12 protein-coding genes are annotated in these 16,137 nt (G+C 63.8%); 7 read left to right on the top strand and 5 right to left on the bottom strand.

What is annotated here, in order from left to right:
* Window positions 1-195: 195 nt before the first annotated feature.
* Both CK220_RS12365 and CK220_RS12360 read right to left on the bottom strand, forming a co-directional pair.
* Window positions 196-2,265 (bottom strand): prolyl oligopeptidase family protein, encoded by a 2,070-nt coding sequence (locus CK220_RS12365; protein ID WP_095811799.1) that lies wholly within the window; start codon window positions 2,263-2,265, stop codon window positions 196-198.
* 89 nt (window positions 2,266-2,354) lie between these two features.
* Window positions 2,355-3,515, bottom strand: a complete 1,161-nt coding sequence (locus CK220_RS12360) for an MFS transporter (protein ID WP_095811961.1) — start codon at window positions 3,513-3,515, stop codon at window positions 2,355-2,357.
* A gap of 333 nt (window positions 3,516-3,848) precedes the next feature.
* On the opposite strand from CK220_RS12360, the gene CK220_RS12355 reads away from it, so the two are divergent.
* From CK220_RS12355 to CK220_RS12335, 5 genes are all read left to right on the top strand, one after another.
* Window positions 3,849-5,426, top strand: a complete 1,578-nt coding sequence (locus CK220_RS12355; RefSeq protein WP_095811798.1) for a trimethylamine methyltransferase family protein — start codon at window positions 3,849-3,851, stop codon at window positions 5,424-5,426.
* Window positions 5,427-5,590: 164 nt separating this feature from the next.
* Window positions 5,591-6,052: a DUF559 domain-containing protein gene (locus CK220_RS12350; protein WP_245429150.1), complete on the top strand. Its 462-nt coding sequence runs from the start codon at window positions 5,591-5,593 to the stop codon at window positions 6,050-6,052.
* Window positions 6,049-8,619 carry an FAD-dependent oxidoreductase gene (locus tag CK220_RS12345; RefSeq protein ID WP_095811797.1) on the top strand — a complete coding sequence of 857 codons (2,571 nt, stop codon included), beginning with the start codon at window positions 6,049-6,051 and terminating at the stop codon, window positions 8,617-8,619. Before CK220_RS12350 ends, CK220_RS12345 begins: the two co-directional genes overlap by 4 nt.
* A 92-nt stretch (window positions 8,620-8,711) precedes the next feature.
* The gene (locus CK220_RS12340) at window positions 8,712-10,220 is read left to right on the top strand and encodes a glycosyltransferase family 39 protein (RefSeq protein WP_176479065.1); all 1,509 of its coding nucleotides are present in this window, start codon (window positions 8,712-8,714) and stop codon (window positions 10,218-10,220) included.
* 17 nt (window positions 10,221-10,237) lie between these two features.
* Window positions 10,238-11,584 carry a Xaa-Pro peptidase family protein gene (locus CK220_RS12335; protein WP_095811795.1) on the top strand — a complete coding sequence of 449 codons (1,347 nt, stop codon included), beginning with the start codon at window positions 10,238-10,240 and terminating at the stop codon, window positions 11,582-11,584.
* Here the strand turns inward: CK220_RS12335 and CK220_RS12330 are convergent.
* Together CK220_RS12330 and CK220_RS12325 are read right to left on the bottom strand one after the other, a co-directional pair.
* Window positions 11,546-12,391, bottom strand: a complete 846-nt coding sequence (locus CK220_RS12330) for a PhnD/SsuA/transferrin family substrate-binding protein (protein WP_095811794.1) — start codon at window positions 12,389-12,391, stop codon at window positions 11,546-11,548. The genes CK220_RS12335 and CK220_RS12330 overlap by 39 nt on opposite strands.
* Before the next feature lie 74 nt (window positions 12,392-12,465).
* A complete protein-coding gene (locus CK220_RS12325) occupies window positions 12,466-13,476 on the bottom strand; it encodes a fatty acid desaturase (RefSeq protein WP_095811793.1) in 1,011 nt (336 codons plus the stop codon).
* A 228-nt stretch (window positions 13,477-13,704) separates the two neighbouring features.
* Here CK220_RS12325 and CK220_RS12320 point away from each other — a divergent pair, with 228 nt between their 5' ends.
* Both CK220_RS12320 and bmt read left to right on the top strand, forming a co-directional pair.
* Complete coding sequence (locus CK220_RS12320) at window positions 13,705-14,562, top strand: helix-turn-helix transcriptional regulator (RefSeq protein WP_095811792.1); 858 nt, start codon at window positions 13,705-13,707, stop codon at window positions 14,560-14,562.
* 178 nt (window positions 14,563-14,740) lie between these two features.
* Complete coding sequence (gene bmt, locus CK220_RS12315; RefSeq protein ID WP_095811791.1) at window positions 14,741-15,757, top strand: betaine--homocysteine S-methyltransferase; 1,017 nt, start codon at window positions 14,741-14,743, stop codon at window positions 15,755-15,757.
* A gap of 12 nt (window positions 15,758-15,769) precedes the next feature.
* Here the strand turns inward: bmt and CK220_RS12310 are convergent, their stop codons facing one another.
* Window positions 15,770-16,123 carry a hypothetical protein gene (locus CK220_RS12310; RefSeq protein ID WP_245429149.1) on the bottom strand — a complete coding sequence of 118 codons (354 nt, stop codon included), beginning with the start codon at window positions 16,121-16,123 and terminating at the stop codon, window positions 15,770-15,772.
* Window positions 16,124-16,137 lie beyond the last annotated feature (14 nt).

Below are 16,137 nucleotides of genomic sequence, written 5' to 3'. Positions count from 1 at the left end.
ATCCGGCAGCGGCCGGGGCGGATTCGTCAGAGGAAACGGGGCGGCGAATAGCCGACGCGGGCGCACAGCCGCAAAAGCTCAGCGCGCAGCGTTCGCGGTGACGGCGTCACCGCAACCCCGAAGGCGCCTGATGTGCTGATGCTGACCATGGCGGCAGCTTATGCCGCCTGAGGCCCAAAATACAAGCCGTTCCGGTCAGGCTGCGCTGCCGAGCACCCGCTGCAGAAAGACGTAGCGCATCGCCGTTTGCGCGGCCTGGGGCCGGCGATCGCCGCGCCCGCCATGGCCGCCTTCGGTCTCTTCGAAGAACAGCGTTTTGCCGTGACCAGCACCTTGCAGCCGCGCCGCCATCTTGCGGGCATGCCCAGGATGGACGCGGTCGTCCGCGGTCGAGGTCATCAACAGCACCGGCGGATAAGCTGCACCAGTCGCCACACGCTGATAGGGCGAATAGGCGGCGAGCCATGCCGCCTCCTCCGGCTTCGAGGGGTCGCCATATTCCGCCATCCAGGAGGCGCCGGGCGGCAGCTCGGTGTAGCGCAGCATGTCGAGCAGCGGCACGTCGATGATGACGGCGCCGAACAGCTCCGGCCGTTGCGTCAGCGAGACGCCGGTAAGCAGGCCGCCATTCGAGCCGCCCTGGATGCCGAGTTGTGCCGCCGTGGTGATGCCGCGCCTGACCACATCCTCGGCGACCGCGGCGAAATCATCGAACGCTTTCTGGCGCTTGCCCTTGAGTGCCGCCTGATGCCACGCCGGGCCGAACTCGCCGCCGCCGCGGATATTGGCCTGCACATAGGCATTGCCCTTCTCCAGCCACAGCCTGCCGCGGATGCCGGCATAGCCGGGCAGGAGCGGCACTTCGAAGCCGCCATAGCCATAGAGCAGCGCCGGCACCGGTCCCGTCTGGTCGCGCCGCCTCACGACGAAATACGGGATCATCGTGCCGTCCCTGGACCGCGCCTCGAACTGCTCCGAAACATAGGGCGATGCATCGAAGCGCGCCGGCTGCGATTTCACGGTTTGAAGCGTATCGCCATTGTCGTCCGACCAAATGATCGAGCTCGGCGTCAGGAAATCGGTGAAGGAAAAGGAGACGCTGGAGCCGAAATGCTCGGCATGGCTGATGCCGACATTGCCGTTGTCGGGCAGGCCGACCGGCTTCAGAGACCAGCCATCGCCGACATAATCGCAAACGACGACCTTGCCGCGGACATTGTCCATCAGGTTGATGAACAGCCGGTCCTGCGTCCGGGCGAGGCCGGCGACGGATACGCGGTGCTCCGGTTTGAGCAGCGTCTCGACCGGTTCGAACGAACCGGTTTCAATCCAGCGATTGAAATCCACGGAATACAGCCCATCCGGCAGGCAGCGCGTGCCGTCCAGCGCCGTCCAAGGACTGCGGACGCCAAAGACGAGCTGTCCCTTGAAGATCGCCGTGTCGGTCGCGTCGTCGGGCAGCGGAATGCGCCGGTTTTCGCCCGAAGCCAGCCGGAGAAAACTGTGCGAGGTGAAGAAGTCGATAGTCTTGCCGAGCATGAAATGTCTCTTGTCGCCATCGAACTCCACGCCGCCGCCGACCGCGAGATGATGCTTTTCGCCCTCGAAGATCGGCGTTGCCTCCTCCAGCCTCGTGCCGCGCCGCCAGAGCTTGATCACCCGCGGATAGCCTGACTGAGTTTTGTCCTCTTCCTCAAAGGCCGCCGAGACGATCACCGTGTCCCTGTCCAACCAGGAAAAGCCCGACTTCGAAGCCGGTGCCCGAAACCCGTCCTCGACGAAGGTTTTCGTCGAAATGTCGAACTCGCGCATCTCACTGGCGTCGCCGCCATCCGGCGACATGAAAAGCAGGCAGCGGTCGAAATCGGGATAGAGCCGGCTGGCGCCGCCGAACACCCATTTCACGCCTTCCTTGGCCGAGAGCTGATCGAAATCGATGATCGTTTCCCATTCCGGCTTGTCGGTCTTGTAGGAGGCCAGCGTCGTGCGGCGCCACAAGCCCAACGCGTTGGTCTTGTCCTGCCAAAAATTGTAGACGTAACCGGCGAGCGCCGACCCGACCGCGATATTGTCCTCGGCCGTCATCAGGTCGAGCGCGGTCTCGAATGCCACCTGATAGGATGGATCGCCCTGCAGTTCGGCGACAGTTGTCGCATTCTGGCGATGAACCCAGTCGAGCGCTTCCTTGCTGTTACGGTCCTCCAGCCAGAGGAACGGATCCTCCAGCGGCAATTCAGGCTGGGTTTGGGTCATCGGGCTGGTCATGCGGGTCTCCGGGTCTGGCGGCCCCGCCTACATCGCGTTCGCCGCGCCAACATTCAAGAGCAGCGCTGCCTGCGCTCAGCCAACCCGCTCTACACCACCCGCCGTCGAATAACGGTGACTATGGCCAGCGCCGCGCAGATCGTGCCGAGCGTCACCGGAAGCCCCGCGGCGCCGATCAGGTCCATGATGCCGCCGGTCAGCGGCGGCACGAGGATGCCACCGACGCCCCACATCAAGGAGAAGGCCGCGTTGCCCGCGACCAGCGCCGAGCCCGTAAAACGCTCGCCGAGCTCGATGATCGACATCGTGTAGATCCCGTAGGACACCGCGCCCCAGATGAAGACGCAAGGCCAGATCAGCGGCGTCTCGATGAGGGCGGGCAGCAGCGCGCAGCCAAGAACCGTCACCGAGACACAGCCGAATCGCACGAGGCGCGCCGTCAATCTTTCGGCGAGCAGGCCGAGCGGCACCTGCATGGCGATGTTGCCGGCGATCATCGTCGACAGCAGCGCCGACATGCGCGTCTCGGGAATGCCGAAGTGGGTGCCATAGACGGGAAGCAGCGCCAGCACCGACTGCTCGAAACCGGCGGCAGCGACGACCGCCGACAGGAGCAGCCAGGCGAGCGGCATGAAGCCCAGCACCGAAACTTTTTCGCCTGCCTCGTCGACTTTGGGCAGGCGCTTCACCACGACCGCAAGGCAGGCGCCGCAGAACAGAAAAGCAAAGATGCCGACCAGGAATGGCGGCCAGCCTTCAGTGCCGACCGCAAGCAGGCAAAGCGGCCCGGCTGCGAACCCAGCCGAAATGATGGTCGAATAGATGCCCATAACGCGCCCGCGCCGCGACGGCGGCGCCAGCGCGATCACCCAGATTTCGCTGAGCACATAAAGCGGATTGGTGACCACGCCGACCAGGAAGCGCAGTGGAAACCACAAATAGACGTCCTGCGTCCAGCCGATCAGCGCCAGCACCAACGCCGAGAGCCCAGCGCAGGTGAGCGCCGTGCGCCCTGCTCCGAACCGGCGCGCCAGTCCCGGGATCAGCGGCGAGGACAGGATGAAGCCGACCGGCGTCATCGCGGCCGACAGGCCGATCACCGCCGGCGACACGCCCTGACGCTGCAGAATGAAGCTCAGCAGCGGATAGGAAAGCCCCTGCGCGATGGCGAACACCGACACGGTCGCGATCACGCCGGTAATCGCGGCCCACTGCACCGTCTCGCCGGTCTCTGATTTCGCCAGAGCCATCATTCCTGCTCCATTCAACGGAGGCTTAGCCGCTGCCGGCGACAGCCGTAAGGGCCAACTGGCGGCAAGGGCGCATGTTCCAGCCAATGCTTGTCAGGAACGCCGGCGCAATCGCTGCGCATTCCGGGGAAGCGGTAATCCCGTCGGAGACGGCGCTTCGCCCCCGCCTCGCTTGGGAGCGCGGGCAGGGAATGCATTGGCGGCGGAAATTCGGCGGGCCGATCTGCCCTTCCGTCATGTCGCTTCCCTCGCCCTAGTGGTCGCCGCCTCCTTACCGGCAGCATTGCCGCCGGTCCATTATGCCGGCCAATTTCGCATCCTCACGAGGCCTTCATGACCGCCGCCCTTCAGCCCGCCGAACCGGCATTGGCAACCGATCGCGCCCGCCGCGGCGGCCGTGCGGGCAAACGCGCCGGTGGATCGGCAGCCTTCGAGCAGCCGCCGTTCCGGCAGCTGAAGAACCCGCTGGTGCCCACCAGACTGGTTTCCGACGACGAACTGGAATCGATCCACCTCGCCTCGCTGCGCGTTTTGAAGGAAATCGGCGTCGACGTTCTGCATGAAGAAGCCCGCCGCATCATGAAGGCGCATGACGCCGACGTTCGCGAAGGCAGCGAGCGCGTTCGCTTCGACAGCGACATGATCCTCGAGCTCATCGCGCACTGTCCGCCGGAGTTCACGCTGCACGCCCGCAACCCGGCGCACAATCTGCGCTTTGGCGGCAACAACGTCATCCTGTCTATGATGGCCTCGGCGCCCAATTGCTCCGACCTCGACCGCGGCCGCCGCCCCGGCAACCAGGTCGACTATCGCAATTTCCTGCGCCTGGCGCAGATGCACAACATCCTGCAGTGCACCGGCGGCTATCCGGTCGAGCCGATCGATATCCATCCCTCGGTCCGGCATCTCGAATGCATCCGCGACCTCGCCACGCTGACCGACAAAGTCTTCCACATCTATTCGCTCGGCAAGGAACGCAATGTCGACGGCATCGAGATCGCCCGCATCGCGCGCGGCATCAGCCGCGAGCAGCTGATGGAAGAGCCGTCCGTCTTCACCATCATCAACACCAATTCGCCGCTCAAGCTCGACGTACCGATGATGGAAGGCATTATCCAGATGGCCAGCATGGGCCAGGCGGTGATCGTCACGCCGTTCACGCTATCCGGCGCCATGGCGCCCGTCACCATCGCCGGCGCGCTGGTGCAGCAGAATGCCGAGGCGCTCTCCGGCATCGCCTTTGCCCAGATGGTGAAGAAAGGCGCGCCGGTCGGCTATGGCGGCTTCACCTCCAACGTCGACATGAAGTCGGGCGCACCGGCCTTCGGCACCCCGGAATACATGAAGGCGCAGCTCGCCGGCGGCCAACTCGCCCGCCGTTACAATATCCCCTACCGCACCTCCAACACCTGCGCCGCCAACACGGTCGACGCGCAGGCCGCCTATGAAAGCGTCTTTTCGCTCTGGGGCGCCATCCAGGGCGGCGGCAACCTGATGATGCACGGCGCCGGCTGGCTGGAAGGCGGCCTGCGCTGCTCCTACGAAAAGACCATCCTCGACATCGACCTGTTGCAGATGGTGGCCGAATTTCTCACCCCGCTTGATCTCTCGGAAGACGCGCTCGGCTTCGGCGCCATCCAGTCGGTCGGCCCGGGCGGCCATTTCTTCGGCACGCAGCACACGCAGGAGCGTTACAAGAACGCCTTCTACTCGCCGATCGTCTCCGACTGGCGCAATTTCGAGACCTGGACCGAGGCGGGCTCGCCGACTGCGCTGGAACGGACCAACAAGGTCTGGAAGGAGCGCCTCGCGGCATACGAAGAGCCCTATATGGACCCGGCCATCCGCGAGGAGCTCAACGACTTTGTCGAGAAGCGCCGCGCCGAAGGCGGCGCGCCGACCGATTTTTGATCGTTTGTATTGGTCTGATGAATAGTCGACCCCCACTCCGTCGAGCTTCGCTCGACACCTCTCCCCCGATCGACGGGGGAGAGGAAAGGCGCGAAGCGATTCCAGCTGGCGCCCTTCCTCTCCCTCCGGAGGGGGGAGAGGTGGCGCCGCGAAGCGGCGACGGAGTGGGGGAAGCCCTCCGCGAAACGCGAAGTCGCCGCAAACGGGGCACAACTGAGCGAGCGCGTAGTCTCCGGCAAGCTGGCAACCAAGCGGAAGCATTGCTTTGGATTGAATTGAAAGCACGCAAGCTCGGCGGCTACCGCTTTACGCGTCAGTTTTCCATCGGCCCTTTCTTTGCGGACTTCGCCTGCCGCGAAAAATGGCTTGTTGTTGAAGTCGACGGACACCAACACGCCGACAGCTCGTATGATCGCCGCCGTGACAACTTCATGCGCGATCAAGGCTATTCGATCCTGCGTCTTTGGAATCATGATGTCCTGAAACACCGTACTTCCGTCTGTGAAACCATCCTTGCCGCGCTTGATGGCAAGCTGGCCGAAAACATTGTCGCCTCCGATCTCCGCTTTGTTTTCACGCCCCGCTCACTCGATTCAGTCTCTTTGAAAACGGACCTATCTGTATGAAATCCCATGTTAAAGCGGTTGTCATCGGCGGCGGTGTCGTCGGCTGCTCGGTACTCTACCACCTCGCCAAGGCTGGCTGGACCGACATCATGCTGATCGAGCGTTCGGAGCTGACCTCCGGCTCCTCCTGGCATGCGGCGGGCGGCTTCCACACGCTGAATGGCGACCCGAACGTCGCCAAGCTGCAGGCCTACACCGTCCAGCTCTACAAGGAGATCGAGGAGCTTTCCGGCCAGTCCTGCTCGCTGCATCTGACCGGCGGCGTGATGATGGCCGACACGCCCGAGCGCATGGATTTCCTGCGGCTCGCCCACGCCAAGGGCCGCTATCTCGGCATGGATACCGAGCTGATCACGCCGTCCGAAGCCAAGGCGATGTTCCCGCTGATGGACGAGAAGAATTTCGTCGGCGCCATGTGGGATCCGGTCGAGGGCCATCTCGACCCCTCCGGCACCACGCATGCCTATGCCAAGGCCGCGCGAAAACTCGGCGCCGAGATCGTGCTGCGTAACCGCGTCGTCGAGCTGACGCAGGAAGCCGACGGCACCTGGAATGTCGTCACCGAGCAAGGCACGGTGAAGGCCGAGCATGTGGTCAATTGCGGCGGGCTATGGGCACGCGAGATCGGCCGCATGGTCGGCGTCGAGCTGCCGGTGCTGGCAATGGAGCACATGTACCTGCTCACCGAGCCGATGCCGGAGGTCGAGGAATTCAACAGATCGACCGGCCGCGAGATGATCGGCGTCCTCGACTTCAAGGGCGAGATCTACACCCGCCAGGAGCGCAACGGCATCCTGCTCGGCACCTATGAAAAAGCCTGCAAGCCGTGGTCGCCAGTCAACACGCCCTGGGATTTCGGTCATGAACTCTTGCCACCCGACATCGACCGCATCGCGCCGTCGCTGGAGATCGGCTTCAAGCATTTCCCCGGCATCGAGAAGGCCGGCATCAAGCAGATCATCAACGGCCCCTTCACCTTCGCGCTCGACGGCAACCCGCTGGTCGGCCCGGTCCAGGGCCTGACCAATTTCTGGTGCGCCTGCGCCGTCATGGCCGGCTTCAGCCAGGGCGGCGGCGTCGGCCTGGCGCTGTCCAACTGGATGGTGCACGGCGATCCGGGCTTCGACGTCTGGGGCATGGATGTCGCCCGCTTCGGCGAATGGGCGACGCTGCGCTACACGAACGCCAAGGTGCGCGAGAATTATTCGCGGCGCTTTTCGATCCGCTTCCCGAACGAGGAACTGCCGGCCGCCCGTCCGGCACAAACGACGCCGCTCTACGACACCATGCTCGCCAACAATGCGGTCATGGGAGACTCGTGGGGTCTGGAAACCCCGCTCTGGTTCGCGCCGAAAGGCACCGAGCCGAAGGACATCGTCTCCTTCCACCGCTCCAACGATTTCGGCCCGATCGGCGAAGAAGTGCGCGCAACGCGCGAGCGGGTCGGCGTCACCGAGATCGCCAACTTCGCTAAATACGAAGTATCGGGTCCGGGTGCTGAGGACTTCCTCAACCGGCTGATGACCAACCGCATGCCGAAGGTCGGCCGCATTGTGCTCACCCCGATGGTCAACGAGTTCGGCAGGCTGATCGGTGACTTCACCATCGCCAAGACCGAAGAGGACCGTTTCATGATCTGGGGCTCTTCGGCCGCGCAGAAATACCATATGCGCTGGTTCGAGAAGCACCTGCCCAAGGACGGTTCAGTGCGCATCCATCGCTTCGACCAGACACTGGTCGGCCTGTCGATCGCAGGACCGAAATCGCGCGACCTGCTGCAGAAGCTGGTCGATGTCGACGTCTCGACCAAGGCCTTCCGCTTCATGGATTTCCGCGAGATGGCGGTCGGCGGCGCGCCCTGCATGGTCAACCGCATCACCTACACCGGCGACCTCGGTTACGAGATCTGGATGGCGCCCGCCTATCAGCGCCTCGTCTACAAGGCGATCAAGGATGCGGGCGAGGAATTCGGCCTTGTCGATTTCGGCATGCGCGCGCTGCTATCGATGCGTCTCGAAAAGAACTTCCCAACCTGGTTCCGCGAGTTGCGTCCGATCTACGGGCCGTTCGAAGGTTCGATGGACCGCTTCATCAAGCTGGAAAAGAACGACTTCATCGGCCGCGAGGCGGCGGCCAAGGAGCAGGCGCAAGGGCCGAAGCTGCGCCGCGTCTCCTTCATCGTCGATGCTGCCGACGCCGACGTGATGGGCGACGAGCCGATCTGGGCCAAGGTCGGCAAGGATTACGGCACGGTGGAGAAGCCGCATGGCTACGGCGCGCCGCGCTTCGATGAGACCGGCAAGGAAGTGCGCGGCTCCAAGGCCGCCGAAGGCGCTTCGGCCGTGCGCGGCATCGTCGATGGCGAGTGGCGCGTTGTCGGCTGGGTGACCTCGGGCGGCTATGCGCATTACGTGCAAAAGTCGATGGCGCAGGGCTATGTGCCGGCGGCCCTTGCCGAGGACGAGAGCGCCGGCCTGTTCGAGATCGAGATCCTCGGCCACCGCCGCCCGGCCCGCATCAACGTCGAGCCGCCTTTCGACCCGAGCGGCGAGAAGATGCGCACCTGATTCCAGGAAACCGTGGTGTATCGGTTTCGGATCGTGTTAGTGGCCGGCTGTATGGCAACCGGCCACCAACGCATCAGATGAGAAGACGGCCCTTGCGGCAGCTGGAGAAATGGACCGACTGGCTCTGCGATGAACGGGTCGGCCCCTTCAGTGCCGCAATCGCCTTTGCTCTTGCCTATTGCCTGGTCCAGGTCGCGGTGATGACGCTCTCGTCCCATTTCATGGGCACAGGCGTCGGCGTCGACGACGCCGAACAGTTGATGGCGATGCGCTTCCTCGCGGCCGGCTATGGCGGCTCGCAGCCGCCTTTGTACACCTGGTTCGGCATCCTCACGGCTTCGTTGGTTGGAACCAGCATCCTCGCGCTCAAGATCGTCAAATACTCGCTGCTGGCCGGTGGATTGGTCGCGTCCTTCGCCACAGTGCGCCGCCTGGGCTACTCAGCCCGCGCGGCAACCACCGCCATGTTCGGCCTGCTGCTGTTTCCACAGATCATATGGGAGATGCAGCATGCCCTCACCCACTCGGTCGCGGTTTTTTGCTTTTCATCGCTGCTGCTCCTGGCGGTCGCCGAGTTGCAGAAACGGCGCTCGACAACCGCGTATGTGCTGCTTGGCCTGGCGACGGCCGCCGCTATGCTGTCGAAATACAATGAAGTGATCTTTCTCGCTGCGCTGTTCCTTGCGGCGCTGTCCGTCCGCGAAACGCGTGAGGCGATCTTCGATCGCCGTTTCCTGATCAGTGTGGTTGTGGCGATCCTTGCCTGCCTGCCCACATTCTACTGGAGCCTCACGCATCTGGGGGACCTGCTGGCGCACAGCGGTGGCCTGGGCGTCGCCGAGGGCGGCAGCGCGGCAAAGATCCTGTCTCGCGGCGTCCGCGGCTTGGGCAATGCGATACTCAATTTCGCCGGGCTGCCGGCCACGATCTTTGCCGTCGCGTTTTTCCTTGCGCGCAAGAAATCCGCTCCACCGCCCGAGGCAGCACCGTGGCCAGAGACGCTGGTCTGGCGGGCGATAGGCTTCGCCTTGCTGATCACGCTCGTGGTGGTGCTGGCGGGCGGCATCACACAGTTTCGCGATCGCTGGATGCTGCCCCTATTCGTGCTGTTGCCGGTCGCCCTTGCCATGCGGCTGGACGCGATGGGGGAACGGGGCCGGAAGACGCAAGCGACAATCGTCTTCGTCGGCGCGGTGATGGCCATCCTGGTGCTTCCGGTAAGCTGGTACATGCACGTCCACGGCGGCGATAACCGCGGCAGCATCGTGCGCATGGACTACGCTTCGCTCCATCGTCAGCTGACAGCCGACGGGCCGGTCGGCACAGTGGTCTCGAGCTGGTTCTGGATCGGCAACCTGCGCCTCGTCGACCCCGATCTCGTCGTGCTCGACGACGAGATACCCGACTTCGCCAGATCGATCCGCGAGCCCGCGGTCCTTGTGCTCGCGGATGACGAGGAACCGGCTTCCGTCATCTTCAGCAGGATCGCCGAGGCCGGCTATGTGATGGACAACGTCCATCGGCGCATCGTGGTGCCGCAGTTGGGGAGCGCACCGCGCCCGGTCACGATCACCAGGCTGCACAAGATGACGCCGCAATAGACAGCCAGGGGACCCGCATGGACACGCATCGTTTCGGCCGCCACCGCAAGATCATGCCGTTCGAACCCGGCTCCCTGGACGCGCTGCGCGCCGCCTCCCGCGAAAAGGCTGCCGCGCTCAACCAGCACGCGCTGGGCTATGGCGCGGTAGCCGAAGCCGAATGGGCGGCGGCGGGCATTGCCGCTCCCGACCTGCCTGTCATGCGAAGCTATCGGCTCGAACGCATCCGCGCCGAGCTCAGGCGCCGCGACTATGCCGGCGCCCTGCTCTACGACCCGGTCAACATCCGCTACGCGACGGATTCGACCAACATGCAGCTCTGGGTCGCGCACAACCCGACCCGCCACTGTTTCGTCGCCACAGAAGGTCCTGTGGTGCTGTTCGACTATTTCTCCTGCGAACATTTGTCGGATCACGCCGGCGTCGTCGACGAGGTGCGGCCGGCGGTGTCGTGGATGTATCTTTATAGCGGCGAGCTGACCGACAAGAAGGTCCGTCGCTGGGCGGCCGGCATCGCCGAGCTCCTTGCCGAGCACGGCGGCGGCAACCAGCGGATCGCCGTCGACCACATCAACCCGGAAGGCGTCGAAGAGCTTGCCCGCCGCGGCATCACGGTCGGCAATGGCGAGGCGGTGATGGAAAATGCGCGCCTCATAAAGTCGCCCGACGAGATCCTCGCGATGCGCCGCGCCATTGTCGCCTGCGAGGCGGCGATGGGCGAGATGGAAGCGGCGCTGAAGCCGGGCATTTCCGAGAACGAGCTCTGGGCGGAACTGCATCGCGGCAACATCGCGCGCGGCGGCGAATGGATCGAGACCCGGCTTCTGTCGTCCGGGCCGCGCACCAACCCCTGGTTCCAGGAATGCTCGTCGCGCATCGTCGAGGACGGCGATCTCGTCGCCTTCGACACCGACCTCATCGGTCCCTATGGATTTTGCGCCGACCTCTCGCGCACCTGGCTCTGCGGCGATGGCCGGCCGTCCGACGAGCAGCGTGACCTGTTCCGCATCGCCGCCGACCAGATCGCCCACAACACGGCATTGATGCGGCCGGGCATTTCCTTCCGCGATCTCGTCGAACGCTCCGCCGTGCCGCCGGGAGACTGCTTCCCGGCGCGCTACGGCGTGCTCTACCACGGCGTCGGTCTGGCGGACGAATACCCGACCCTGCCGCATGCCGGCGACTGGACGGACGACACGCCGGATGGCGTACTGGAACCCGGCATGGTGCTGTGCGTGGAAAGCTATATTGGCAGGCTTGGCGGCCGCGAGGGCGTCAAGATCGAGGAGCAAATCCTGATCACCGAGACCGGCAACGAAAAACTCTCAGCCTACCCGCTCGACCAAAAGCTGCTTGGCAGCTGACCCGTCCAAGCCAAGCTCGGCGACGGCCTCGCGCATGGACGCAACGACGTCCGCCGATGTGGTCCTGGCCGAAATAAACGGCAATCCCTTCCGCCTGGTCGTCCAGCCGACCACTTTCACGCGCCGCGCCGCCGGCTCGACTCGCTGCGCCAATGCCCAGCTCTGGCAGTCGATGGCGGCGATATCGGCCCTGCCCTCGGCGATGGCGACGATCGACGACCGGTGGCCGCCGCTTTCGCCGCACGAGGCGAAGACTCCGAGGCTTTCGCCCATCGCCTCCAGGTCGCGCGTCAGCCCGAGCAGCCCGGACATCGAATCCGGATTGTTGAAGATGAAGCGCTTGCCGCGGATGAGATCGAGCGGGATGACGGCCCTGCCATCCTCGGGCGAGCCAACCGACGGCCCGCCATCAGCCGGCATCACCAGCGCGCTGGAATAGAACTGGCCCTGCCCGCCCTCGAAGGCGTCATAGCTCGGCTGAGCGACCACCTGCACATACCGGGCCAGGCCCAATTCCATCGGCCCCCAGCAGGTTTGTCCGATAAGCAGCGCCGGGCTCAGCCAGAGCTGATGAAAATCGAACTCGTCCGGGGGCAATGTCGCCGGGTCGGGCGCTATCAGCTTCCCGGCGCCGTCTTGGATGCCGCCGGGCACCGGCGGCAGGTCGCGATTGCTGCGCGCCATTCTCTCCGGCGCGTCGATGCCCCTCCGTCGAAAAGCGTCGCGGAGTTGCGCCCATTGCGCGTCGACCTCGCCACGAACTTCGGGCCAGTCATACATCGGCAAGGCCGCAACCAACTTGCTCATGACGAATAGCTTTCAAAACAGGCGGTCATCGGCGCCTGAGGTCCGCGGCGAAAAAGCAGTCGCGAAAGGACGAATTACTCTTTGGGCGGCTCAGCCGGCACTGGAGCCGTTCCAAGTCCACTCACATTACGCGCTCTGATGCGCGGCTTGAAGGCGCGGCCGGGTTCGGGCGCGCGGCGCAGCACCGGATGCACCACCGGCTCCTTGGCCTTGAACGCAAATGATTTGATCAGCGCGAAATAATTCGGATACACGTAACCGTTGTTCATCCGCAGCCATTCTTCGCGGCGATCGCGAAACATCTTCGGCAGTCTGTACCAGGCGACCGTCGGGCTCTTGTGGTGCACGAAATGCAGGTTGTTGTTGAGGAACAGGACGGAGAGCGGCGACCGCTCGACGATGATCGTGCGGCCCTCCGGATGTTCCGACCACTGATGCTCGGCATAGGTGCGCACCGAGATCAGGGACTGGCCGAGCCACACCGGCCCCAAGATGTAGAGCCAGAGCGGAATGCCGAAGCCGAAGGTCACAATCGGCACGACCACTGCAAGACCGATGGCATGCAGCAGCCAGGCTTTGCGGATCGCTATGTCGCCGGCGGCCATCTGTCTGGCGTCGTCGAGGAAGAAGCCGATCGACGACAGCCAAGGTCCGAGAACGAAGCGGCCGATCATGGTGTTGTTGATCTTGAGCAGGAACTTCATCGCCGGCGGCATTTCCTCATGCATCCAGAGCGCCTGGTAATAGCTTTCCGGATCGTCGAGCGGGTCGGTCAGCCGCTCGTCGGCGTGGTGGCGAAGATGGATCGCCTTGAAACGGCGGAACGGCCAGACGAGCCCGATCGGCAGGACGACGAAGGCTTCATTGATGCTGGCGTTGCGGGTCGGATGGCCATGCAGCACTTCGTGCATCAGCGAGGATTGCAGGGCCAGTATAAAGGCCAAGGCGACAAGGGCCAGCAGCGGATAGGAAGGCCAAAGCAGGAAGCCGGTGGCAAGCCAGGCGCCATAACAGAACAGTGTGAGGAATACTGTCGGCCATTCCACGGCCGGTGTCCTGCTATGTCTCTTGCTTATGCCAGTCATGCTATCGACCACTGCCTTCCAGTCGCCGGAACCACTTTGATTCCTGACAGCATTGTGTCAGGAGCCTCCCGTTGTCGCAACGCGACAAAGTGCACAACCTGTTGCGAATGCGCATTTTTGGCTGCAGATGTTACGTTTTGTAAACAACTTTGGGGATTCAATTGCGCCTGAGGAGGTACCGAGCAGGCCCCGGCGCAAATTTTTCCTCCGCTGGAAAGGAGTGGCGTGATGGACAAGCGTGATCTGTCGACGGTCTTCCGAGAGCGCCTCAAATTGCTATTGACACGCTCGGACTTGAACCAGTCGGCCTTCGCGAGCGCCGTCGGCATCGATCGTTCGGCGCTGTCGCAGCTCCTGTCGGGCGCCTCGACGCGCCTGCCCCGCGCCGAGACGCTTCTCAACATCGCCGCCGAGTTCAAGGTATCGCTCGACTGGCTGCTGGGCCTTAGCCAGGACGAAGGCGTCACCGGCGAGATTCGCGAAAGCCTCGAGATCGAGGAGGCGCCGGACGGCTTCGACCGCACCCTGCTTGCCAAATGGCATGCCGAGGCGGTCGGCACGAAGATCCGCTACGTCCCGGCGGGCATTCCGGACCTCCTGCGCACCGAGGCGCTGGTCGAATACGAGGCCGGCATCACCAACAAGAGCCGCGAGGCGCAGGCCGGCGAGACCCAATACCGCATCGATTACAACAGGCGGCCGGAGACCGACATGGAGGTCTGCATGCCGCGCCATACGCTGGAGATTTTCGCGCGCGGCCTCGGCGTCTGGGACCGGTTCCCGGAAGCCGAGCGCCGCCGGCAATTGCTGCACATGGCAACGCTCCTCGACGACCTCTACCCGACCTTCCGCCTGTTCCTCTATGACGGCCGCATGCGCTATTCGATCCCCTATACGATCTTCGGGCCGTATCGCGCCGCGATCTATGTCGGCGACATGTATCTGGTGTTGAACGCCACCCAGCCGGTCCGTACCCTGACCAGCCACTTCGACAATCTGATCCGAGCCGCCGACATCAACGCGCATGAGGCGGCGAGCTTCACGCAGAAACTGGCCGGCATGTCCTTCCCATCAGGCTCTGTCTGAACGCGGCCATCACCGCCATGCTGGCATGCGGCGACCAGCCTGGCCGACCCGTCGTTTTTAGGAAACCCGTGCAAGAACCAGTTCGTGTTGTCGTTCCTATCGCGCCCTCATATTCGTTGACTGGATATAAAGACTTCTTTATATCGTTATTTGAATTCAAGTTACGAAAGCCAAAGCCATGACCGCGACCAATCCGATCGACGCATTGCTTGCCGAAAAAGGCGTGCTGCTGGCTGACGGCGCCACCGGCACCAATTTGTTCGCGATGGGACTTGAGGCCGGCGAAGCACCCGAACTGCTCAACGAGACGGCGCCCGACACCATCGCCACGCTGCATCAGAATTTCGTCGATGCCGGCGCCGACATCATCCTGACCAATTCCTTCGGCGGCACCCGTCATCGGCTGAAGCTGCATCACGCTCAGGACCGCGTGCATGACTTGAACAAGCGCGCCGCAGAAATTGCCCGTTCGGTATCCGACAAGGCAGGCCGCAAGGTGATCGTTGCCGGCTCCGTCGGCCCGACCGGCGAGCTTTTGGTGCCGCTCGGCGCCATGTCCTACGAGGAGGCGGTCGATGCCTTTGCCGAGCAGATCGAGGGCCTGAAGGCCGGCGGAGCCGAAGTCGCCTGGATCGAGACCATGTCGGCGCCGGATGAGATCCGCGCCGCGGCCGAAGCCGCGATCCGTGTCGGTCTGCCCTACACCTACACCGGTTCCTTCGATACGGCAGGCCGCACCATGATGGGGCTGTTGCCCAAGGATATCCACGGCGTTGCGGATGGACTGTCGCAGGCTCCGCTTGGTGTGGGCGCCAATTGCGGCGTCGGCGCCGCCGATATCCTGGCCTCGCTGCTCGACATGACCGACGCGAAGCCGGAAGCCACGGTGATCGTCAAGGGCAATTGCGGCATTCCGGAATTCCGCGGTAGCGAGATCCATTATTCCGGCACGCCCGAACTGATGGCCGACTATGTCCGGCTGGCAGTCGATGCCGGGGCGAAAATCGTCGGCGGCTGCTGCGGCACCTCGTTCGCTCACCTTGCCGCCATGCGCAGGGCGCTCGACGCGCACACCAAGTCGGCGCGTCCGACGGTCGAGACCATCGTCGAGCGCATCGGGCCGATGCGCAACAAGATAGCGAGCGCTGCCGAGCCAGGCGAAGGTCGTCGCGAACGCCGGCGCAGCCGCGCCTGAAGTTGGCCTGCTCTATTCGCTGTTTTCAGCGTAGCGCGACAACGCCGTACCGAGATCGGTAGCGGCATTCTTCTTGCTGTCGGCGCCCATCGCCAGCAACGCCCCGGACGCGCGCGGGTCGCTGATGTGCTCCAGCATCGCGCGAAAGCGGTCATTGTTGAGCGCTGAGAGCGCCGTCTCGCGGGCCGCATCGACATTATTCCTGATAAGCGCGGATTCCGCCGACGAAGCGGACGGTGCTCGCGTCTGAAGATTGCCCGCAGTCGGCGCCACGTTCCCGGTGATATGCAATTCCAGCCCCTCAAACCTTCTATGAGCTTTGACTAACAGGAGTGCATTGCGATGAAGTTCCGGAAAGCCGCGCAATTTAACGATCGGCA

The organism is Mesorhizobium sp. WSM3860 (genome assembly GCF_002294995.1).
Lineage (GTDB): Bacteria > Pseudomonadota > Alphaproteobacteria > Rhizobiales > Rhizobiaceae > Mesorhizobium.
This window is presented reverse-complemented; position numbering and strand designations above follow the sequence as displayed.